This window comes from Streptomyces sp. NPDC043746, from assembly GCF_056436485.1.
Window position 1 is genome coordinate 224936 of the sequence record NZ_JBWKCM010000004.1, and the last position, 21183, is coordinate 246118.

Genomic DNA, 21183 nt, shown 5'->3' on the forward strand with positions numbered 1-21183 from the left:
GAGGGGGGGGGAGGGGGGGGGGGGGGGGGGGGGGGGGGGGGGGTGTTGGGGGGGGGGGGGGGGGGGGGGGGGGGGGGTGGGGGGCGCCCCCCCCCCCCCCCCCCCCCCCCTCGACCGTGCCCAGTTCCAGCAGCAGGTCGTAGGCGAGGGCGAAGAGCGCGTCACCGACCAGGATGGCCTGGGCTGGGCCGTGCACCTTCCATACGGTGTCGCGGTGGCGGCGCTGCTCGTCGCCGTCCATCAGGTCGTCGTGCAGCAGCGAGAAGTTGTGCACGAGTTCGACGGCGACGGCGCCGGGGACGCCCGCCTCGGCGGGGGCGCCGGCCGCCTCGGCCGACAGCAGGGCGAGCGCCGGGCGCACGGCCTTGCCGCCGTCGCCGTCGGCGGGCCGCCCTTCGGCGTCGATCCAGCCGAAGTGGTAGGCCGCGACGGTGTCCATGGGCGGCGCCAGCCGGTCCACGGCAGCCCGCAGCACCGGCGCTGACAGGGCTCGTCCGCGCTCCAGAAGCACGGTGACGTCCGTGGTCTGGTCCACGGTGTCGGAAGCCGGATTCGCCGGGGTCACTGACTCTCCTCTTGTTCCGGTGGTACTGCTCATGCCGCCTCCTGCAGCGGATGTCCTTGGGGGCGGCCGAGGCCGCCCAGGGCCGCGTCGGCGGCCTGGAAGCCGCTGCGCACGGCGCCCTCCATCGTCGCGGGCCAGCCGGTGGCGGTCCAGGCGCCCGACAGGTGCAGCCCGGCCGCCCGAGTACGGGGCCCGGGGCGCAGTCGGCCGACGCCCGGGGCGGGCGCGAAGGTGGCGGTGCGCTCGCGGGTGACGAAGAAGTCGCGGATGCCCGCGCCGCGGGCGGCGGGCAGCAGCCGCTCCAGCTCGGGGAGGTAGCGCTTCCGCAGCTCGGCGACGGGCAGGTCGATCTCCTCCTGGGCGGCGGACTGGGAGAGCGCCAGGTACTGGCCGGGGCCCTTCAGCCCGGAGGAGTGCGTGCGGTCGAAGACCCACTGGACCGGGGAGCCGATCGCGGCGAAGAAGGGGCGGCGCAGCACCTTGCGGTCGTAGATCACGTGCACGTTGAGGATGGGCGCGTTGTCGATGTCGAGCAGCAGGTCCGGCTCGTCCAGGGCGCCGGCGGGCAGCAGGGCGTGGGTCTCGTGCTGGGGAACCGCCAGGACGACGGTGTCGGCGGTGAGCCGCTCCCCTGCCGTCTCGACGCTCCAGCGGCCGTCCTCGGTGCGGGTCAGGGACCCCGCCTTGGCACGCAGCTCGGTGCGGACGCCCGCGGTGTCCAGGGCCTTGCGGGCGAGGGTGTCGTGCAGGTCGCCCAGGGGCACGGTGGCCCAGCCGATGTCGGCGGCGCCGGGCTCGGAGAGCAGGCCGGTCTTGAAGACCTTGGCCGCGAGCGCCATGGAGGCGTCGGGGGCGGTGGCGTTGAGGGTGGCGACGCCGACGAGGTCCCAGAGGGCCTCGACGGCGCGCTCGGACTGGCCGTGCCGCTTCAGCCAGGTGGCGAAGTCGACGTCGTCGAGCGCCGGGTCGGCGGGGTCGAGGCGGCCGAGCGCGAGGGCGGCGCGGCCGACGTTCGCCTTCTCCGCGAGGGAGAGGTGGGGATAGGCGGCGAGACCCCCGGCGAGGTGCAGTGGTACGGGCAGGCCGGTGCGGCGGATCCGGCCGAGGCGGGGTCCGGCGGCGCGGCCGACATCCAGGACGGGGACGTCCAGGCGGTCCTGGAGGGGGGCGAGGTGCGCGCCGTCGATCCGGTCGAGGAACCAGCGGTAGCCGGTGCAGCAGCGCAGGTAGACGTGCTGGCCGTTGTCGACGGTGAGGTCGCCGCGCTGGAAGGAGAAGGCGAGGCCGCCGAGGCGGGGCCGCCCTTCCAGCAGGGTCACGTCGAGTCCGGCGTCCGCCAGGCGGAGGGCCGCGGTGATGCCGGCCAGTCCGCCGCCGACGACGACCGCGACGGGGCGCGGTGTCTCGTCGCTCATGCCTGCCCCTCTCGCCGGGCCGTCACCGGTCGCCGGGTCGTCCCGGTAGAGATCGTCGCAGTCGTGGACGTGTGCGGCCACCCGGGGGTTGACCGGGCGCCGGAGCTGCCGGAAAGCATCAGGCTCGCCCCCGGGAGGCCAGCCGGGAGACATGGCGGGCGTCCAGGCCGGAGAGGCCGCGCACCGCGACGTACGCCTTCTCGTGGCCGGGCAGCGAGACCCGGCCGCGCAGCACGGCCTCCGGGTCGCGCTCGATCCGGTCCAGCAGGCGGCGGTAGATCCCGGCCATGGCGGCGACGCAGGCGCCGCTGCGGCGGTCCAGCATGGGCAGCAGGCGGTACCCCTCGGCGAAGAGGGCGCGGGCCCGGCGGACCTCGAAGTGGACGAGGCCGGCGAAGTCGGCGCCGGGCGGCGGGGTGGTGCGGTGGAAACCGGCGGAGCAGCCGAACTTGGCCAGGTCGTCGGCGGGGAGATAGGTGCGCCCGTTGCCGGCGTCCTCGCGGACGTCCCGCAGGATGTTGGTGAGCTGGAGGGCGAGGCCGAGGGTGTCGGCGTACTCGGAGGCCCGCTCGGCGCCGGGTGCCCCCGGTTCCGTACCGAAGACGCCGAGGCTGAGGCGGCCGATGGCACCGGCGACGCAGCGACAGTAGGCCTTCAGGTCGTCCCAGGTCTCGTACGTGGCGCCGCGGACGTCCATCAGGACACCGTCGATCAGCTCGTCGAGGCCTTCCAGCGGCAGGGGGAAGCGGCGGGCGGCGTCCGCGAGGGCGACGGCCACCGGGTCGGTGTCGTCCTCCTCGACCTTGCCGTGCCGGATCCGGTCGAGCAGTTCACGGGTGCTCTCCAGCCGCGTCCGCTTCGTCGCCGGGTCCAGCTCACCGTCACCGATGTCGTCGACGCGACGGGAGAAGGCGTACAGGGCCGACATGGCCTGCCGCTTCTCGTACGGCAGCAGTCTGATGCCGTAGGCGAAGTTGCGGGCCTGCTGCCCGGTGACGGCCTCGCAGTAACGGTATGCGGCCTGGACCGGCGGCGACATGTGCGTCGTCTGTCCCTCCACGGTCAAGCTCACCTCTCTCTACGCGCTCTTCGCAGGACGACTGCGACTTCGCGCAGCATGCTCGGCTTGGTGGGCTTGGGCGGCCCCGGCAGTACGTCGAACCCGGCGGCCGAGATCGCGGTGAGGGCGGAGCGTCCGCCGCCGACGAAGCCGGCGAGCAGGACCCTGAGCCTGCCGCTGACGCTACCCACGAGCGGGGTGCCTTCCTTCAGCAGCTCGCTCGCGCGTTCGGATTCGTACGCGATCAGGGCGCGGACCGAGGCGCCGGCGGTGGGCCGGGCCAGGTCGGCCTCGGTGACGCGGAAGCGGTCCATGTCCTCGGCGGGCAGATAGATCCGGTCACGGGCGAGGTCCTCGGCCACGTCTTGGAGGTGCTCGACGATCTGGAGCGCCGTGCAGACCGCGTCGGAGCGGCGTACGCGCTCCGGGCTGGTGGTGCCGGTGAGGGCGAGGACCAGGCGGCCGACCGGGTTGGCGGAGAGCTCGCAGTAGGCGGCCAGCTCCTCGTAGGTGGCGTAGCGGCGGACCTTCTGGTCCTGCCGGTTCGCCTCGATCAGCCCGAGGAAGGGTTCGGGGGTGAGCCCGCGGCGCCGCACGGTGGGGCGCAGGGCGTGCATCAGGGGGTGGTGCGGCTCCTGGCCGGTGGTGGCGAAGACCCGGCGCAGGTCGGCTTCGAGTGCGTCGAGCATGGCCAGCCGGTCGTCACTCTGCTCGGGCTCCAGGCCCAGGTGGCGGGCGTCGGCGCCGCCGGGGGCGAGGTCGCCGTCACCGATGTCGTCGACGAGCCGGGCGAAGCCGTAGACCGCCATCAGGTCGTCGCGCCAGGCGCGGGGCAGGAAGAAGGGGGCCACGGGGAAGTTCTCGTCCGCGGCCTTGCCGAGGGTGGCGTCGCCGGTGCGCGCCTGCGGGGCGGAGGTCACTGCGGACCGCCCGGCGCGGGGACGGCGGAACCACGTCGGAGCTGGAGATTTTCCGTCATTGCCGTCACATCTCCCGTTCTACACTGCTGACCCAAAACAACCCTTTTCGGACACGCCGCTCGTCCTTCCGAGTGCGCTGCCGCACAGCGGGCGAAGCGCCGGGGCGTATCGCCCCACTTGCCGTGAATCAGCACCGCTACAGCCTACGTTGTGCAGCTCACAGGGGTGCGGCGGGGTGGAGCCCCGTGGCGGTGGCATGGTGTCGCACGTCAACCTTCTCCGTACGTCGGCGGGTTGACGTCATCCGCCGGGAGGAGATCACCCCCCACGGCGTACTGCGGGTGGCCTCCACCGCGCCGTGCGCCGTCCCGCACACCGCTGTGGCCTCCGCCGGACCGGTCCGGCGGAGGCCACAGGTGGCGGAGAAGCTACTTGCCCGTCTCGCGCTCGTACGCCTTGAGGACTTCCTCCGTGGGGCCGTCCATCAGCAGCTCGCCCTTCTCCAGCCACAGCGCGCGGTCGCAGGTGTCCCTGATCGACTTGTTGTTGTGGCTGACCAGGAAGACGGTGCCCGCCTCCTTGCGGAGTTCGCGGATCCGCTCCTCGGAGCGGATCCGGAACTTGTGGTCACCGGTGGCCAGCGCCTCGTCGATCATGAGGACGTCGTGGTTCTTGGCGGCGGCGATGGAGAAGCGCAGCCGCGCCGCCATACCGGACGAGTACGTGCGCATCGGCAGGGTGATGAAGTCACCCTTCTCGTTGATGCCGGAGAAGTCCACGATCTCCTGGTAGCGGGAGCGGATCTCGGCCTGGGACATGCCCATGGCCAGGCCGCCCAGGACCACGTTGCGCTCGCCGGTCAGGTCGCTCATCAGCGCCGCGTTCACGCCGAGCAGCGAGGGCTGGCCGTCGGTGTAGACCCGGCCGGACTCGGTCGGCAGCAGACCGGCGATGGCGCGCAGCAGCGTCGACTTGCCGGAGCCGTTGGTGCCGATGAGGCCGATGGCCTCGCCCCGGTAGGCGGTGAAGGAGACGCCGCGCACGGCGTGCACCTTCCTGACCCCGCGCTGCTCTCCCTTGCCGCGGCGCAGCATGCGGCTCAGCGCGGCGGTGGCGCTGCCCCGGCCGCCGCCACCACCGTTGACCCGGTAGACGATGTGGACGTCATCGGCGATGACCGTGGGAGTCCGTCCCTGCGTGTTGTCCTCAGCCACGGCCGTACCGTTCCTCTGCCTTCCAGAAATACACGAATCCCACGACGCCCAGCAGCAGGGCCCAGCCGAGGCCGACGGCCCAGACGTGGTCCGGCAGGTTCTCGGAGCCGTACCCGTCGATCAGGGCGAAGCGGACCAGGTCCATGTAGACGGCCGCCGGGTTGTACTGCAGCACGTCGGCGATCCACTGCGGCTTGTCCTTGAGCATCACCGGGATGGAGAACATGACGCCCGAGGCGTACATCCAGGTGCGCATGATGAACGGCATCAGCTGCGCCAGGTCGGGGGTCTTGGAGCCGAGCCGCGCCATGACGAGGGCCAGGCCTGTGTTGAAGACGAACTGGAGGATCAGGGCGGGGATCACCAGGAGCCAGGACAGCGAGGGGTAGCTGCCGAAGATGACGGCGACCGCGACCAGCACGATCATCGAGAACATCAGCTGCTGGAGCTGCTGGAGCGAGAACGAGATGGGGAGCGAGGCCCGGGGGAAGTGGAGGGCCCGGACGAGGCCGAGGTTGCCGGAGATCGACCGGACCCCCGCCATCACGGAGCTCTGGGTGAAGGTGAAGACGAAGACGCCGGTGACCAGGAAGGGCACGAAGACGTCGTGGGGAATCCCCTCCCTGGTCCCCAGGATCAGTCCGAAGATCAGGTAATAGACACAGGCGTTCAGGAGAGGGGTGACCACCTGCCACAGCTGGCCCAGTTTGGCCTGGCTGTACTGGGCGGTCAGCTTCGCCCTGGAGAAGGCCAGGATGAAATGGCGCCGGCCCCAGAGCTGTCGCATGTAGGCGAGCAGCCCGGGCCGGGCACCGCTCACGGTCAGGCCGTACTTGGCGGCCAGCTGGGCCGGGCCGAGGCCCTCGTCGGCGGACGGCGGGGTCCCGAGGGCTACCCCACCGTCGTGGGTCGTGTCACTCACAAGTTGAAACTCTCGTCTTCACGCGCAGCCAGTCGCGGGCGCGGCTCAGGCGGACAGGTTCCGGAAAGAAAATACGCCTCATGGTCTCAGAGGACAGAGTCTCAGATGACCGGAGGTCGGCCCAGCCTCGTCAGCAGCCACACCGTCCTCCACTTCATCGGGCGGCGGGGACCGCAGGGCGTCGACCAGCCCTCCCGGAAACCGCCGAACCAGGCCTTCAGCGCGGGCGGCGACGGGCGCCTGACCAGGGTGAGCAGCAGCCAGATCCCCAGGTAGAGCGGGACCAGCGGGGCGGGCAGATTACGGCGGGCCAGCCAGACCCGGTTCCGGGCCACCATGCGGTGGTAGACCGTGTGCCGGGAGGGGGCCGTGGTGGGGTGGTGAAGCACCAGGTCCGCGCGGTAGTCGATCATCCAGCCCGCGTCCAGCGCCCGCCAGGCGAGGTCGGTCTCCTCGTGGGCGTAGAAGAAGTCCTCGGGAAGCGGGCCGACCTCGGCGAGGACCTCGGTGCGTACGGCGTTGGCGCCGCCGAGGAAGGTCGTCACCCGCGAGGAGCGCAGCGGGTCGGCCGCCCGGAGCCGGGGCACGTGCCGGCGCTGGGTGGTGCCCGTGTCGGGGTCGGTGATCCGGAAGGTGAGGATGCCGAGCCGCGGGTCCGCCTCGAAGGCCCGTCGGCACAGCTCGGCGGTGTCCCGCTCGGGGAGCAGCCCGTCGTCGTCGAGGAAGAGCAGGGCGTCCACCTCGGCGCCGGAGGGGCCGAACGCCTCGATGCCGACGTTCCGCCCGCCGGGGATGCCCAGGTTCTCGGGCAGCTCCACGGTCCGCACCCCGGGCGGGAGGTCCGGGACCGGGGCGCCGTTGCCGACCACCACGACCTCGATCCGGTCCCCGTGCTGGGCGGCGACCGAATCGAGGAGGGCGCGGAGTTCGTCCGGGCGGTTGCCCATCGTGATGATCACCGCGCCCAGTTTCATGGCAGAGGTCACTTCAGCCTGCTGGACGCCAGTACGGAGACCAGGTGCAGCAGGGTCTGGAGCAGCGCGATCCCGGCCAGGACGGCCGTCGCCAGGCGGGTGTAGAAGAGGTCGCCGCCGATGGCGTCGACGATCGCCACCAGCAGGATCAGCAGCGAGGCCTCGATCCCGAGGATCAGCCGGTGGAACTTGAGCGCCCCGGCTGCCCGGCGGGCCAGCGCCATGCCGGAGGAGCGCGGCTCGGAGGCCGACTCCTTGACCGGCGGCAGCCCACCCTGGTGCCGGGCCACCCCGACCAGGTCCGTCTCGGCCTTGATCAGGATCGCGCCGAGGGCGGCGAGAGTGCCGAGGAACGCCCAGAGCCAGTCGGTCCGGCCCTCGCCCCAGATGTCGGCGGCGCGCAGGCCGAGGCCGACGAGGACCGCCGCGTCGCAGAAGTAGGCGGCGACCCGGTCCAGGTAGATCCCGCTGAGCGAGTACTGCTTCTTCCAGCGGGCAAGCTCGCCGTCCACGCAGTCGAACAGCAGGTAGAGCTGGACCATCAGCACACCGAGCAGGGCGCCCGGGATGCCCGGCACCAGCAGGGCCGGGGCGGCGAGGACGGCGGCCAGCGTCATGACGTACGTGACCTGGTTCGGCGTCACCCGGGTGTTCACCAGGTAGCGGTCCACCCGCAGGGAGACCTCGCGCATGTACAGCCGCCCGGCCCAGTGCTCGCCGCTGCGCCGGTCCTTCACCCCGGCCGGGTGCACGACCGGGCGGAGTTCAGCTACTGATGGTCTTGGCATAGTCGGCGTACGCGTCCCTGATCTGGTCGGTGGACAGGTTGAGGTGCTCCAGGACCGTGAAGCGTCCGGGGCGCGTCTGCGGCGCGTAGTCGACGGCCCGGACGAACTCGTCGACGGTGAACCCGATCTCCTCGGGCAGGACCGGCAGGCCGTGGCGGCGCAGTATCGATGCCATCAGGAGGGACTCCTGCTGGGCACCGCGCAGGTGCATGGCGAAGCAGGCGCCGAGGCCGACCTGTTCGCCGTGGCTGGCCGCGCGCTGGGGGTAGAGCAGGTCGAAGGCGTGGTTGATCTCGTGGCAGGCGCCGGACGCCGGACGTGAGTCGCCCGCGACCGACATCGAGATGCCGGTCAGTACGAGCCCCTCGGCGAGCACCTTGAGGAAGGAGTCGTCACCGACCCCGCCCGGGTGGCGCAGCACGGCCTCGCCTGCCTGGCGGGCCATCGCCGCCGCGAGGCCGTCGATCTCCTCGCCGTTGACCTCGTGGGCCAGCTCCCAGTCGGCGACGCAGGAGATGTTGGAGATCGCGTCCCCGATGCCGGAGCGGACGAACCGCACGGGCGCCTCACGGATCACGTCGAGGTCGATGACGACGGCGATCGGGGTGGGCACCCCGTAGGAGCCGCGCCCGTTGTCGTTGTCCAGCGTGGCGACCGGGGAGCAGAGGCCGTCGTGCGAGAGGTTCGTCGCGACGGCGACCATGGGCAGCCCGACCCGCGCCGCGGCGTACTTCGCCACGTCGATGATCTTGCCGCCGCCCAGGCCCACCACGGCGTCGTAACGGTTGCCCTTGATGCCGTCCGCGAGCTTCACCGCGGAGTCGATCGTCCCGTCGGAGACGGGGTACCAGTCGGCGCCCGGCAGGTCCGGGGCGAGCCGCTCCCTGAGGGCGCGCCCGGAGCCGTCGCTGATCGCGACGGCCAGCCTGCCCGAGGAGGAGATCCGCTGGTCGGCCAGGAGACCCGCCAGATCGTCCATGGCGCCGCGCCGGATGTCGACGACGACCGGGGACGGAATGAGCCGGGTCAGTACTGGCACGCGATTTCACGGCCCTTCTTCAGGTCGTCGTGGTTGTCGATCTCGACCCAGGTCACGGTGCCGATGGGGGCCACGTCGACGGTGAAGCCGCGGTTGACCAGCTCCTGGTAGCCGTCCTCGTAGTAGAGGTCGGGGTCGCGCTCGAAGGTGGCCTTCAGCGCGTCCGCCAGCTCCTCGGCGGCCTCGCCCTCGATGAGGGTGACGCCGATGTACTCGCCGGTGGCGGTGGCCGGGTCCATCAGCTTGGTGATGCGCTGGACGCCCTTGCCCTCCTCGACTATGACCTTCATCTCCTCGTCCGCGAGGTTCTTCTCGGTGTCGAGGGCGAGGATGATCTTCTGGCCCTTGCCGCGGGCCTCCAGGAGGGTCTTCTCGACGGAGACCGGGTGCACGGTGTCGCCGTTGGCGAGGATCACCCCGCGCTTGATGACGTCACGGGCGCACCACAGGGAGTAGGCGTTGTTCCACTCCTCGGCCTTGTCGTTGTCGATGAGCGTGAGGGTGAGGCCGTACGTGGCCTCCAGCTCGGCCTTGCGCGCGTAGACGGCTTCCTTGCGGTAGCCGACGACGATCGCGACCTCGGTCAGTCCGACCGCCGCGAAGTTGGCGAGGGTGAGGTCGAGGACCGTCTTGTCGCCGTCGACAGGGACGAGCGCCTTGGGGAGCGTGTCCGTGTAGGGGCGCAGACGTCGTCCTGCACCGGCTGCCAGTACGAGGCCGATCATGCGAGTTCTCCTTCGTCGTGTACGGCGGGGGCCGAGGAGGACACCCAGAAGCGGATGGACTCCACGAGCGCCACCAGAGCCACGGCCACCGCGAGGGCGGTGAGCGCGGTGGTGAAACCTGAGGCGTGGGTGAGTGCGGCGGCGAGGACGGCCACCAGCGCGGTGCGGCCCTCGTGTCCACCGATCGTCCGCACCAGCCACCGGGGCGGCGCGCCGGTGCCACCGCGGATGCGGTAGACCGTGTCGTAGTGATGGTAGGCGACGGCCGAAACCAGCCCGAAGGCCGCGGGAACGGCGTGGGGGACGTCACTGCGCGCGGCCAGCACCAGGATCGTGCCGTACTCGGCGGCCCGGAAGACCGGCGGCACCAGCCAGTCCAGGGCGCCCTTGAGCGGGCGGGCGACGGCGAGGCCGGAGAGGACCACGTAGACCCCGGCGGCGGCGACGGTGACCCCGCTGCCGTACGGGAGGAAGAGCGCCGAGCCGACCATCACGAGCGCCCCGAGCAGGGCGAGCACCGGGGCGGTGAACGCGCCCCGCAGGCCGGGGGCGACGGCGGCGACGGCCTGGGCGAGCGGTCCCGAGTCGGCCAGGTCCGCCAGGGCCTGCGCGGCCCGGTCGGTGCGCCGGGCCTTGCGGGTCAGCGAGCGCAGCAGGCGGCCCGCCGTGGTGTAGCAGGCGGCGAGGGAGCAGCCGACGAGCAGGGCGTAGAAGACGATGCGCGGGGTGGTCAGGGCCGTGAGCACGGCGATCATGGCCCAGCGCTCACCGATCGGCAGCACGATCATCCGGCGCGCCCAGACGGTCCAGCCGACGCTGTCGAGCCTGTCGGAGAGGGCGGCGGTGGGGCTGGTGTTGGCGACCGCGTCGTGGTTGGCCTCGTTGAACGAGAAGTCCACGACGTGGCGGCAGGACTGGAGGACCATCGCGCCGAGCGCCAGGGTCCAGACGTCGTCACCGCCGCGCACGGCGCCGATGGCGAGGCCCGCGTAGAACGCGTACTCCTTGGCCCGGTCGAAGGTGGCGTCCAGCCAGGCGCCCATCGTGGAGTACTGCAGCGAGTAGCGGGCGAGCTGCCCGTCGGTGCAGTCCAGCACGAAGGAGACCAGGAGCAGGATCCCGGCCGCGATGTAGCCGCCGCGGGTCCCGGTGGCCGCCGCGCCCGCCGCGACGAGCGCGGTGACCAGGGACGCGGTGGTGACCTGGTTGGGGGTGAGGCCCCGGCGGGCGCACCAGCGGGCGATGTAGCGGGAGTAGGGGCTGATGCAGAAGGTGGTGAAGAACCCGTCGTGGGCCTTGACCGCGCTGCGCAGCCGTACCGCCTCGTCGTCGACCGAGGTGAGCCCGGCCGCGGCGGCGGCCTGCTGCTCGGCGTCGGTGGGGACGGCCGCGACCAGGGAGCCGAGCGCGGGGCGGTGGACGGGGGTGCCCTCGGACTCCAGCGCGACGGCGATACGGCCGGGGACGGTGCGGTCCTCGGGGGCCGGGTCGGCCTGCGGGTCGACGACGGGGGCGCCGGCGCCGACCGCCGCGGTGGTGCGGTGCAGTGCGCGCAGCAGGGCCGGCCGGGCCTCCGCCTGGGCGGTGAGCGCTCCGGGCAGGGTGGCGGCGGGGAAGCGCGGGTCGGTCAGTCCCAGCCGCAGCGCGTGCACATGGCCCACGAAGCGCGGGTCCACGAGGGCGACCCGGCGGCCGACCGGGACGGCGGCGAGGAGCGCCGCCGCGTCACCGGCGTCGGCGGCGGTGAGCACGTCGAAGCCCAGGGACCGCAGGTCGTCCGCGAGCGACGAGCCGGGTACCGGCGTACCGGTGAGGATGGCGGTCGACAGACGAACTCACTCCTTGGCGCTGACGGGGTGGACGACACACGGCAGCACGGCCACGAGGCGGGCCGGCGGCATGTCGGCTGAGGTTATCGGATGTACGGAAGGCCGGGTTCACCACCCGTTTGTGCGCCGTTCGGGTGGCCGTGATCGGCCCGGTTCCGTCCGCGATCATCATCATCGATCGGTGCCCCGCCCCACAAACCGCGCGGCGGGGGCGGTGGGCGGGACGCTTAGGGTGGCCGGTATGACATGGCTGATCACAGGTGGGGCGGGATACATCGGGGCACACGTGGCACGGGCCATGGCCGCGGCGGGAGAGCGGGTCGTGGTGCTCGACGACCTCTCCTCGGGGGTCGCCGAGCGACTGCCGGAGGCCGTCGCGCTGGCGGAGGGCCGGGTCGCGGACCGGGCGCTGTTGGACCGGGTGCTCGCCGAGCACGCGGTGCGCGGTGTGGTGCACCTCGCGGCGAAGAAGCAGGTCGGCGAGTCGGTGGAGCAGCCGCTGCTGTACTACCGGGAGAACGTCGCCGACCTGGGCGTGCTGCTGGAGGCCGTGGTCGCGGCGGGTGTGCGGCGCTTCCTCTTCTCGTCGTCGGCGGCCGTCTACGGCGTACCGGATGTGGACCTGATCACGGAGGAGACACCGTGCCTGCCGATCAACCCGTACGGGGAGACCAAGCTCGCGGGTGAGTGGCTGGTGCGGGCGACGGGGAAGGCGCACGGGATCTCCACCGCCTGCCTGCGGTACTTCAACGTGGCGGGCGCGGGCGGGCCCGAGCTGGCCGACGTCGGGGTCTTCAACATCGTGCCGATGGTCTTCGACCGGTTGACGCGCGGTGAGGCACCCCGGATCTTCGGCGACGACTACCCGACGCCCGACGGCACCTGTGTCCGCGACTACATCCATGTGGCGGACCTGGCCGAGGCCCATCTCGCCGTGGCGCGCACGCTGGCCGGACGCGAGGGAGGCGATCTGACGCTGAACGTCGGCCGGGGCGAGGGCGTCTCGGTACGGGAGCTGATCGACGTGATCCGCGAGGTGACCGGACACCCGGTGGAGCCGGTGGTGGAGCCGCGCCGGGCGGGGGACGCGCCGAGGGCGGTGGCGTCGAACGCGCTGATGGTCCGGGAGCTGGGGTGGGCGGCCGAGCGGGACGTCCGCTCGATGGTGGAGTCGGCGTGGGAGGGGTGGTGCCTGCGTCATCCCCAGGCCCGCCCCGAGGCTCGTAAATGATCACTCCATCGCTCTGACCTGCGGAACGTTTCCGCAGGTCAGAGCATATGACAACGGTGTTCAGTACCGTGTTGCCCGATACCCCCCACCCGTAGTTCACTGGGTCGCGCCGGGCGGTTTCGCCCTGGCGCTGTCGCAGGGATCTGGAGGCGTTTCGCATGGGGGCTGGCCACGACCACGGGCACACGCACGACGGGCCGCCCCCGACCGGAACGGCGGCCGCCGCCTATCGGGGCAGGCTGCGCGTCGCCCTGACGATCACGCTGAGCGTGATGGTCATGGAGATCGTCGGCGGGGTGCTCTCCGACTCGCTGGCCCTGATCGCGGACGCCGCCCACATGGCCACCGACGCCCTGGGGCTCGGGATGGCGCTGCTCGCCATCCACTTCGCCAACCGGCCGGCCGGGCCGAACCGCACCTTCGGCTTCGCCCGCGCCGAGATCCTGGCGGCGCTCGCCAACTGCCTGCTGCTGCTGGGCGTGGGCGCCTTCCTGATCTTCGAGGCGGTCGACCGGTTCATCACCCCGGCCGAGACGAAGGGCGGCCTGGCGATCATCTTCGCCGTCGTCGGTCTGGTGGCCAACATCGTCTCCCTCTCCCTGCTGATGCGCGGACAGAAGGAGAGCCTCAATGTGCGCGGCGCCTATCTGGAGGTGATGGCGGACACCCTGGGCTCGGTCGCGGTGATCGTCTCGGCGGGCATCATCATGGCGACCGGCTGGCAGGCCGCCGACCCGATCGCCTCCCTGGTGATCGGCCTGATGATCGTCCCCCGGACCGTGAAGCTGCTGCGGGAGACCCTGAACGTGCTGCTGGAGGCGGCACCGAAGGGGGTGGACATGGCGGAGGTCCGGGCGCACATCACGGAGCTGCCCGGCGTCCTGGACGTCCACGACCTGCATGCCTGGACGATCACCTCGGGGATGCCGGTGCTCTCGGCCCATGTGGTGGTGCACCAGGAGATGCTCGACTCGATAGGGCACGAGAAGGTGCTCCACGAGCTGCAGGGCTGCCTCGGAGACCACTTCGACGTGGAGCACTGCACCTTCCAGCTGGAGCCGAGCGGTCACGCGGAGCACGAGGCCCGTCTCTGCCACTGAGCCGGGCGCTCCGGCGGTACTGGGGCGGTGTCGCTGCACGGTGCGCACGGGGCTTCCCTTCGGGCCGACGCCGGGGCCTGGCTGTCGGAGCTGTCGTACGTCGCGGAGGCACCGGCCGGGTCCGTGGCGGCTGACGCGCTGCTGGCCCGGTGCCGGATCGGGGACGCCCCGGCCCCGGCGGCCACCTCGCCCGCCTACCAGCGGCAGGGGGCCGGACGGGCGGTGGTGCGGGCGGCGCTCGATGCGGCCGGGGCGCGCAGGGAAGCGCTGGTGGTGGTGCTCGGCCATTACGAGGACTACGCGCGCTTCGGTTGTGCACCCCCTTCCGCGTACGGGATCCGGCCAGGTTTCGAGGTGCCGGGCGAGGCGATGACGGCGCTGGTGCCGGACGGTTCCGTCCCGGTTCCGACCGGCATGATCCGCTGTCCGGCCGCCTTCGGGGGCAAGAACGCCGTCCGTCCCGCCGCGCGCACCCGGCGCGGCGGGACGGACATGCCCGGACCCGAAGTGCGGACAAGCGGCTTTTGTACGGCAGACTTGATCGGACTCCAGGGGTCCGGCGCACGAGGCCGGGGACCAAAGCGAAGGATGGGTATGCCGACCACACCAGCCACCGCGACGCACAGCTCGTCGAACGGCACCGCAGAAGCGATCATGCTCGAACTGGTCGACGAGAACGGCACCACCATCGGCACCGCGGAGAAGCTGGCGGCCCACCAGGCCCCCGGGCAGCTGCACCGCGCGTTCTCCGTCTTCCTCTTCGACGAGCAGGGACGGCTGCTGCTCCAGCGCAGGGCGCTCGGCAAGTACCACTCCCCCGGTGTCTGGTCCAACACCTGCTGCGGGCACCCCTACCCGGGCGAGGCCCCCTTCGCGGCGGCCGCCCGGCGTACGTACGAGGAGCTGGGGATCGCGCCCTCGCTGCTCGCGGAGGCGGGCACGGTCCGCTACAACCACCCGGACCCGGCCTCGGGCCTGGTGGAGCAGGAGTTCAACCACCTGTTCGTGGGGATGGCGCAGAAGGAGCTGTCACCGGACCCTGAGGAGGTCGGGGAGACGGCCTTCGTGACGGCGGCGGAGCTGGCGGAGCGGCACGCCGAGGCCCCCTTCTCGGCCTGGTTCATGACGGTGCTGGACGCGGCGCGCCCGGCGATCCGTGAGCTGACGGGGCCGTCCGCGGGCTGGTGACCCGGCGTCGGCGGTGCCCTGGCGGGGCGGTCCGTCGGCGGTGCCCGTACGGGGCGGTCAGAGCTGCGTCTTCAACGGCAGCGCCGCCCAGATGATCTTGCCGCCGCTCGCGGTGTGCTCCACGTCGCAGCTGCCGCCCGCCTCGGCGGTGACCTCCTTGACCAGCAACAGCCCCCGGCCGCCCGTCTGCGCGTGGTCCGTCTCCAGCGCGGTGGGGCGGTAGGGGTGGCTGTCCTCGACCGAGACCCTGACCCAGTCGGCGCCGATGGCCACCTCGACCGCCAGCTCCGGCGAGAGGAGCGCCGCGTGCTTGACGGCGTTGGTGACCAGCTCCGAGACGATCAGCAGCAGCCCCTGCAGGATGTCGTCCTCGATCGGCACGCCCTGGCGGCCGAGGAGGTCGCGCACGGCGTGCCGGGCCCGGGGCACGGACACGTCGGCGGCGGGGGCGGTGAATCGCCACACCCCCTCGTACGACACGGGATCGGCAGGGGGACTCTCCAGGCTCTCCATCGTCCGGCACCAGCTCTCACTCGCACTGCACTGACCGTCGAGTAAAGAGTGTTGGGAATGGCTTGGTCCATACCGTGCCACTGATCGGAAATAGCTGCCTATCGGCGCTATTTGACCGGAGGTGCGCGATATGGCCAGGCCGTGGACTACTTCCGACCGTCTCCCGGGGCCTTGGGTGGACTGTCCGTAGCCGGGCCGGGCACATCGAGCCGTTGGGCTCCCCCGTCGGCCCCCCGGCCGTCGAGTCGGCCTGAGACCATGCCGACGATGCGCCGGCCGCCGATCCCGATGGCGATGAGCCCGAGGCCGTCGAAGAGCAGGGCCAGCGAGAAGAAGAGCCCGAGGACGTACAGGCTGCTCTGCGGCCAGTCGAACAGCACCAGCAGACCCAGCAGCAGCCCGAAGGCGCCTTGCAGCAGGGTCCATCCCATCTGCGGGCCCCGGACGACCACGCTGCCGACCAGCCGGAACAGCCCGCCGGTCAGGAAGAGCAGCGCGGCGAACATGGTCAGCGCCTCGGCCGTGCCCTCGGGGTGGCGGATGACCACGACACCCGCGGCGAGGTTCAGGGCGGCGACCACGACACCGAGCCAGAAGTAGTTGGTGCCGCGCGACTCGATCGCGTGCGCCAGGGCGACGAGACCGCCGATCAGCAGCAGCCAGCCGAAGAGCAGCATCGAGGTGAGGGTGGCGACGCCCGTGTAGATCAGGCCGACGATGCCCGCGATCACCAGCAGGGTGCCGAGGAAGGCGAGCCAGCCGAAACTGCGGCTGAGCCTTCTGCCCTCGGCGGCGGGGCCGTGTCCGGCCTTCTGGGCGGCTTCGCGCTTTCCGCCTCCGGCGGTCGGTCCGTTCATCGACAGCTCCTCACGGTGCGTGTCCGCTTCGCGACCCCTTCTTGATCATAGGTTCGAACCGTACGGATAGCATCCGGCGCATGGACCGTACGGATTCCCAGCTGCTCTGCTCCGTCGACGGCGGTGTCGCCACCGTCGTGATCAGCCACCCCGCCAAGCGCAACGCCATGACCGCCGCGATGTGGCGGAGCCTGCCGGAGTTGCTGGAGCGGCTGGCCGCCGACCCGGCCGTCCGGGTGCTGGTGCTGACGGGCGCCGGGGACACCTTCTGCGCCGGGGCCGACATCTCCACGCTGCGGGAGAGCTCCGGGGAGGCCCAGGCGCTCGCGGTGGCGGCCGAGGAGGCGCTCGCCGCCTTCCCCCGGCCGACGCTCGCCGCCGTGCGCGGCTTCTGCGTGGGCGGCGGAAGCCAGCTCGCGGCCGCCTGCGATCTGCGGTTCGCGCAGAAGGGCGCGCTCTTCGGCGTCACACCCGCCAAGCTCGGCATCGTCTACCCGTCCTCCTCCACCCGGCGGCTGGTCTCCCTGGTCGGCCCGGCCACGGCGAAGCACCTGCTCTTCTCCGGTGAGCTGATCGACACGGAGCGTGCCCTGCGCACCGGGCTGGTGGACGAGGTGCTGCCGGACGGTGCCGGCCTGGACGGGCGGGTGACGGCATACGCCGGTGTGCTGGCCTCGCGCTCCCAGCTGACGCAGGCCTCGGCCAAGGAGTTCGCGGCGGGGAGGCGGGACCGGGACGCGTACTGGACCGCTGAGGCGCGCTCCAACGGCGACACCGCGGAGGGCGTCGCCGCCTTCCTGGGGCGGCGGGAGCCGACGTTCACGTACACGACGGGGGGCGGGGGCCCCACCGGGTGAGGCAGTGGCCCACCAGGACACGCGGCCGGTCGGGTCTTGCGGGGCGCGCCGCCGGGCCGTGTCCCGGCTCCCGGCGGGCCCCCGCCGTCCCGGTTCCCGGCGAGCCCTGCCGGGTGGTGGGCCGGCTCTTCGCGCGCCACCGGTCCACCAGCGGAGCCGGGGCCAGGCGTCGAGGCTCTGGGCTCCGTCGAGGAGGACGACGAGGACGGTTCGCCGGGTCACGGCTGTCACCCCGGGCGCTGGCCGGTGGTGACCGCAATGACGAGTTCGCCACCTTCCGCGTCGCCGGGGCCGGTGATACTGCCGCCTCCCCCGGGGTTCCATGCCGTACCGACCAGTCGGTAACGTGCGGGTATGAGTACCCTCCCTGCTCGCGCGGAACGCCGCTGTCACCACGCCGTCAACCCGCTGCACTCGTGCCTCTTCTTCTCCCCCGACCTGGGCGCCGAGATGGGCAAGCTCGGCCTCGACGACCCGAGCGCCGTCTACTTCGCCACCCGTGCCGCCGCCTTCGGGGCGGTGGGGGCGGGCACCGTCACCGCCACGTTCTACAACTTCAGCCCCGCCCTGGTGGCCCGCCATGTGCCCGCCGTCTGGTCCGTGGCCACGCCCGAGCAGGTGATCGAGGCCCGGTGGCGGGCGGCGGACGCCACGCTGCGGCGGGTGCTCGGCGAGGAGGCCATCGCCTCGGCGGAGATGGCGGAGGCGGCCCGGCTCGCCCTGCGGGCCACCGAGGCCTGCGCCCCGTACGCCCGGCCGCTCTACGCGGCCCACGCCGAGCTGCCGGTGCCCGAGGAGCCGCACCTGGCGTTCTGGCACGCCGCGACCCTGCTCCGCGAACACCGGGGCGACGCCCACCTCGCCGCGCTGCTCGCCGCCGAGCTGGACCCGCTGGAGTCGCTGGTCAGCCACACCGCGACGGGCAAGGGCATGGCGATCCGCTGGATCCTCTCCTCCCGGGGCTGGCGCCGCGCCGACTGGGAGGCGGGGTCCGAGCGGCTGCGGGAGCGCGGACTGCTCGCCGCGGGCGAGGAGTTGGCGCTGACCGACGCGGGGACGGCGCTGCGCGCGGAGGTGGAGGCGGCGACGGACCGGATGGACCGGGCCCCGTACGAACACCTCGGCGCGGAGGGGGTGGAGCGGCTCACCGAACTGGGGCGCGCCTTCCTCTTCACCGCCGCGGCGGCGGGCGCGTTCCCGTCCGAGGCGACCGGGCGCTGAGCCCCGGTGGGCCGGGGCTCCGGCCGTTCGTGCCGGGCTCCGGGTGGCCGGGGCTCCGGGCGTGTTCGACCAGGTCACGCGACAGGGGCCCCGGCCACCCGGCAGAATGCAGCTCGGGGTCCGGATCCGAACGAGAGGGCCCCGTCACTGCACAGCCAGTACGAGAAGGCGAGTCGGTAGAACCGTGACGACGTCCATCGAAGGCAGGATCGCCGAGGAACTCGGCGTACGGGAGCGACAGGTCAGGGCGGCCGTCGAGCTGCTCGACGGCGGGTCCACCGTGCCGTTCATCGCTCGCTACCGCAAGGAGGCGACCGAATCGCTCGACGACGCCCAGCTGCGCACGCTGGAGGAGCGGCTGCGCTATCTGCGGGAGCTGGAGGAGCGGCGTACGTCGATCCTCGAATCCGTACGCGAGCAGGGCAAGCTCGATGCCGCGCTGGAGGCCGCGATCCGGGGAGCCGAGACGAAGGCGCGCCTGGAGGACGTCTACCTGCCGTTCAAGCCCAAGCGGCGGACGAAGGCGCAGATCGCCCGGGAGGCCGGGCTCGCACCGCTGGCGGACGGCCTGCTCGCAGACCCTTCGGTCGACCCGCTCACCGCCGCCTCCGCGTTCGTGGACGGCGACAAGGGGGTGGCGGACGCGGCGGCGGCCCTGGAGGGCGCGCGGGCGATCCTCACCGAGCGGTTCTCCGAGGACGCCGACCTGACCGGTGAGCTGCGCGAGCGCATGTGGACACGAGGCCGGCTGGCGGCGAAGGTGCGCGAGGGGCAGGAGGAGGCGGGCGCCAAGTTCGCGGACTACTTCGACTTCGCGGAGCCGTTCACCGCACTGCCCTCGCACCGGGTGCTCGCGATGCTGCGCGGCGAGAAGGAGAACGTGCTCGATCTGGCGCTGGAGCCGGACGGGCCCGAGGCCGCGGAGCAGCCGGGCCCGTCCGCGTACGAGAACATGATCGCCCGCCGCTTCGGCGTCGCGGACCGGGGGCGCCCGGCCGACAAGTGGCTGGGTGACACGGTGCGTTGGGCCTGGCGGACCCGGATCCAGGTGCACCTGGGCATCGACCTGCGGCTGCGGCTGCGTACGGCGGCGGAGGACGAGGCCGTACGGGTCTTCGCCTCGAACCTGCGCGATCTGCTGCTCGCCGCCCCGGCCGGGACGCGCGCCACGCTGGGCCTGGACCCCGGATTCCGTACGGGCGTGAAGGTCGCGGTCGTCGACGCCACCGGCAAGGTGGTGGCCACCGATGTGATCCACCCGCACGTGCCCGCCAACAAGTGGGACCAGGCGCTGGCGAAGCTCGCGCACCTCGCCAAGGAGCACGCGGTCGACCTGATCGCGATCGGCAACGGCACGGCGTCTCGGGAGACGGACAAGCTCGCCGGTGAACTGATCGACAAGCACCCGGAGTTGAAGCTCACCAAGGTGATGGTCTCGGAGGCGGGCGCCTCGGTGTACTCCGCCTCCGCCTTCGCCTCGCAGGAACTGCCCGACATGGACGTGTCGTTGCGCGGGGCCGTCTCGATCGCGCGGCGGCTCCAGGACCCGCTGGCCGAACTGGTGAAGATCGACCCGAAGTCGATCGGCGTCGGGCAGTACCAGCACGACCTGTCCGAGGTGAAGCTCTCGCGCTCGCTGGACGCGGTCGTCGAGGACTGCGTGAACGGGGTGGGCGTGGACGTCAACACCGCCTCCGCGCCGCTGCTTTCACGGGTCTCGGGGATCAGCTCGGGGCTCGCGGAGAACATCGTCGCGCACCGTGACGCCAACGGCCCCTTCCGCTCCCGCAAGGCGCTCAAGGACGTGGCGCGGCTCGGCCCGAAGGCGTACGAGCAGTGCGCGGGCTTCCTCCGCATCCGGGGCGGCGACGACCCGCTGGACGGCTCCAGCGTGCACCCGGAGGCCTACCCCGTGGTGCGGCGGATGGCGAAGACGACGGGCGGCGAGGTCGCCGCGCTGATCGGCAACACGGAGACCCTGCGGTCGCTGCGGGCGGCGGACTTCGTGGACGGGGTGTTCGGTCTGCCGACGGTGACGGACATCCTCAAGGAGCTGGAGAAGCCGGGGCGCGACCCCCGGCCCGCCTTCCGCACGGCCACCTTCAAGGAGGGCGTCGAGAAGATCGGCGACCTGGAGCCCGGCATGGTGCTGGAGGGCGTCGTGACGAACGTGGCCGCCTTCGGCGCGTTCGTCGACGTCGGCGTCCACCAGGACGGCCTGGTCCATGTGTCGGCGCTGTCGAAGACGTTCGTGAAGGACCCGCGCGACGTCGTGAAGCCCGGCGACATCGTGAAGGTCAAGGTCATGGACGTCGATGTGCAGCGCAAGCGGATCTCGCTCTCGCTGCGGCTGGACGACGAGCCGGGCGCGGGCGGCGGCTCCGGCGGCGGTCAGGGGCGCGGCGAGCGCGGCTCCCGGCCGCCGAAGCAGCGGCAGGGGCAGGGCGGTCAGGGTTCCGGTGGCGGGCAGGGACGTCAGGGCAGCAGCCGCGACCGGCGCGGTGGCGGCGGTGGCGGCCGACAGGGACAGGGCGCTCCGGCTCCGGCGAACAGCGCGATGGCGGACGCGCTGCGGCGGGCCGGTCTGACGTCCGACCCCAAGCAGGGCGGTGGCCGGGGGCGCTGAGCCCCGGCCGGTCCGGGGGGGGGGGGGGGGGGGCCCCCCCCCCCCCCCCCCCCACCCCCCCCCTCCCCCCCCCCCGCCCCCCCCCCCCCCCCTCCGGCGGCTGTCTCCGAGGCCTTCGGGGACCTCCAATTCGGTGGGG

18 protein-coding genes and 1 pseudogene are annotated in these 21183 nt (G+C 72.4%); 6 read left to right on the forward strand and 13 right to left on the reverse strand.

Features of this window, described 5'->3' with window-relative positions:
• Positions 1-103: 103 nt before the first annotated feature.
• The 11 genes and pseudogenes from AC0682_RS06660 to AC0682_RS06710 form a co-directional block, all read right to left on the reverse strand.
• Positions 104-598: pseudogene (locus AC0682_RS06660) on the reverse strand (polyprenyl synthetase family protein); the annotation flags it as partial.
• On the reverse strand, positions 595-1980 hold the full coding sequence (gene hpnE, locus AC0682_RS06665; RefSeq protein ID WP_478531308.1) for a hydroxysqualene dehydroxylase HpnE: 1386 nt from the start codon (positions 1978-1980) through the stop codon (positions 595-597). The pseudogene AC0682_RS06660 and the gene hpnE, both read right to left, overlap by 4 nt.
• Before the next feature lie 118 nt (positions 1981-2098).
• A complete protein-coding gene (hpnD, locus tag AC0682_RS06670) occupies positions 2099-3019 on the reverse strand; it encodes a presqualene diphosphate synthase HpnD (RefSeq protein WP_437441661.1) in 921 nt (306 codons plus the stop codon).
• A 29-nt stretch (positions 3020-3048) separates the two neighbouring features.
• Positions 3049-3960 (reverse strand): squalene synthase HpnC, encoded by a 912-nt coding sequence (hpnC, locus tag AC0682_RS06675; protein WP_254811296.1) that lies wholly within the window; start codon positions 3958-3960, stop codon positions 3049-3051.
• A 428-nt stretch (positions 3961-4388) separates the two neighbouring features.
• Entirely contained in the window at positions 4389-5174 is a 786-nt protein-coding gene (locus AC0682_RS06680; RefSeq protein WP_019767127.1) for an ABC transporter ATP-binding protein, read from the reverse strand.
• Positions 5167-6096 (reverse strand): ABC transporter permease, encoded by a 930-nt coding sequence (locus AC0682_RS06685; protein ID WP_254811297.1) that lies wholly within the window; start codon positions 6094-6096, stop codon positions 5167-5169. Before AC0682_RS06685 ends, AC0682_RS06680 begins: the two co-directional genes overlap by 8 nt.
• A 101-nt stretch (positions 6097-6197) precedes the next feature.
• Complete coding sequence (locus AC0682_RS06690) at positions 6198-7070, reverse strand: glycosyltransferase family 2 protein (RefSeq protein WP_254813159.1); 873 nt, start codon at positions 7068-7070, stop codon at positions 6198-6200.
• Positions 7071-7078: 8 nt separating this feature from the next.
• A complete protein-coding gene (locus AC0682_RS06695; protein ID WP_478531309.1) occupies positions 7079-7858 on the reverse strand; it encodes a CDP-alcohol phosphatidyltransferase family protein in 780 nt (259 codons plus the stop codon).
• Positions 7836-8897: an iron-containing alcohol dehydrogenase family protein gene (locus AC0682_RS06700; protein ID WP_254811299.1), complete on the reverse strand. Its 1062-nt coding sequence runs from the start codon at positions 8895-8897 to the stop codon at positions 7836-7838. The genes AC0682_RS06695 and AC0682_RS06700 overlap by 23 nt, the downstream gene beginning before the upstream one ends.
• Positions 8885-9622: a phosphocholine cytidylyltransferase family protein gene (locus AC0682_RS06705; RefSeq protein ID WP_254811300.1), complete on the reverse strand. Its 738-nt coding sequence runs from the start codon at positions 9620-9622 to the stop codon at positions 8885-8887. Before AC0682_RS06705 ends, AC0682_RS06700 begins: the two co-directional genes overlap by 13 nt.
• Positions 9619-11373 (reverse strand): DUF5941 domain-containing protein, encoded by a 1755-nt coding sequence (locus AC0682_RS06710; RefSeq protein WP_478531311.1) that lies wholly within the window; start codon positions 11371-11373, stop codon positions 9619-9621. Before AC0682_RS06710 ends, AC0682_RS06705 begins: the two co-directional genes overlap by 4 nt.
• 319 nt (positions 11374-11692) lie before the next feature.
• Here AC0682_RS06710 and galE point away from each other — a divergent pair, with 319 nt between their 5' ends.
• The 3 genes from galE (at position 11693) to idi (ending at position 14970) form a co-directional block, all read left to right on the forward strand.
• Complete coding sequence (gene galE / locus AC0682_RS06715) at positions 11693-12682, forward strand: UDP-glucose 4-epimerase GalE (RefSeq protein WP_254811302.1); 990 nt, start codon at positions 11693-11695, stop codon at positions 12680-12682.
• Positions 12683-12840: 158 nt separating this feature from the next.
• Positions 12841-13782 carry a cation diffusion facilitator family transporter gene (locus tag AC0682_RS06720; RefSeq protein ID WP_478531313.1) on the forward strand — a complete coding sequence of 314 codons (942 nt, stop codon included), beginning with the start codon at positions 12841-12843 and terminating at the stop codon, positions 13780-13782.
• Positions 13783-14376: 594 nt separating this feature from the next.
• Entirely contained in the window at positions 14377-14970 is a 594-nt protein-coding gene (idi, locus tag AC0682_RS06725; RefSeq protein ID WP_254811304.1) for an isopentenyl-diphosphate Delta-isomerase, read from the forward strand.
• Positions 14971-15027: 57 nt separating this feature from the next.
• Here the strand turns inward: idi and AC0682_RS06730 are convergent, their stop codons facing one another.
• Together AC0682_RS06730 and AC0682_RS06735 are read right to left on the reverse strand one after the other, a co-directional pair.
• Entirely contained in the window at positions 15028-15483 is a 456-nt protein-coding gene (locus AC0682_RS06730) for an ATP-binding protein (protein ID WP_254811305.1), read from the reverse strand.
• Between the two features lie 146 nt (positions 15484-15629).
• Positions 15630-16340, reverse strand: coding sequence for an HdeD family acid-resistance protein (locus AC0682_RS06735; RefSeq protein WP_478531315.1), 711 nt, complete (start codon positions 16338-16340; stop codon positions 15630-15632).
• An 80-nt stretch (positions 16341-16420) separates the two neighbouring features.
• Between AC0682_RS06735 and AC0682_RS06740 the strand changes: the two genes are divergently transcribed.
• The 3 genes from AC0682_RS06740 (at position 16421) to AC0682_RS06750 (ending at position 21044) form a co-directional block, all read left to right on the forward strand.
• On the forward strand, positions 16421-17197 hold the full coding sequence (locus tag AC0682_RS06740) for an enoyl-CoA hydratase/isomerase family protein (RefSeq protein ID WP_478531317.1): 777 nt from the start codon (positions 16421-16423) through the stop codon (positions 17195-17197).
• Positions 17198-17551: 354 nt separating this feature from the next.
• Positions 17552-18418, forward strand: a complete 867-nt coding sequence (locus tag AC0682_RS06745) for an SCO6745 family protein (protein WP_478531319.1) — start codon at positions 17552-17554, stop codon at positions 18416-18418.
• 184 nt (positions 18419-18602) lie between these two features.
• Positions 18603-21044: a Tex family protein gene (locus tag AC0682_RS06750; protein WP_478531320.1), complete on the forward strand. Its 2442-nt coding sequence runs from the start codon at positions 18603-18605 to the stop codon at positions 21042-21044.
• Positions 21045-21183 lie beyond the last annotated feature (139 nt).

What these genes read in the sequence shown, in the direction of transcription:
- hpnE (WP_478531308.1), bottom strand. Translation starts at nt 1,980, where the DNA reads ATGAGCGACGAGACACCGCGCCCCGTCGCGGTCGTCGTCGGCGGCGGA.
- hpnD (WP_437441661.1), bottom strand. Translation starts at nt 3,019, where the DNA reads ATGTCGCCGCCGGTCCAGGCCGCATACCGTTACTGCGAGGCCGTCACC.
- AC0682_RS06690 (WP_254813159.1), bottom strand. Translation starts at nt 7,070, where the DNA reads ATGAAACTGGGCGCGGTGATCATCACGATGGGCAACCGCCCGGACGAA.
- AC0682_RS06695 (WP_478531309.1), bottom strand. Translation starts at nt 7,858, where the DNA reads ATGCCAAGACCATCAGTAGCTGAACTCCGCCCGGTCGTGCACCCGGCC.
- AC0682_RS06705 (WP_254811300.1), bottom strand. Translation starts at nt 9,622, where the DNA reads ATGATCGGCCTCGTACTGGCAGCCGGTGCAGGACGACGTCTGCGCCCC.
- galE (WP_254811302.1), top strand. Translation starts at nt 11,693, where the DNA reads ATGACATGGCTGATCACAGGTGGGGCGGGATACATCGGGGCACACGTG.
- AC0682_RS06720 (WP_478531313.1), top strand. Translation starts at nt 12,841, where the DNA reads ATGGGGGCTGGCCACGACCACGGGCACACGCACGACGGGCCGCCCCCG.
- idi (WP_254811304.1), top strand. Translation starts at nt 14,377, where the DNA reads ATGCCGACCACACCAGCCACCGCGACGCACAGCTCGTCGAACGGCACC.
- AC0682_RS06730 (WP_254811305.1), bottom strand. Translation starts at nt 15,483, where the DNA reads ATGGAGAGCCTGGAGAGTCCCCCTGCCGATCCCGTGTCGTACGAGGGG.
- AC0682_RS06735 (WP_478531315.1), bottom strand. Translation starts at nt 16,340, where the DNA reads ATGAACGGACCGACCGCCGGAGGCGGAAAGCGCGAAGCCGCCCAGAAG.
- AC0682_RS06740 (WP_478531317.1), top strand. Translation starts at nt 16,421, where the DNA reads ATGGACCGTACGGATTCCCAGCTGCTCTGCTCCGTCGACGGCGGTGTC.
- AC0682_RS06745 (WP_478531319.1), top strand. Translation starts at nt 17,552, where the DNA reads ATGAGTACCCTCCCTGCTCGCGCGGAACGCCGCTGTCACCACGCCGTC.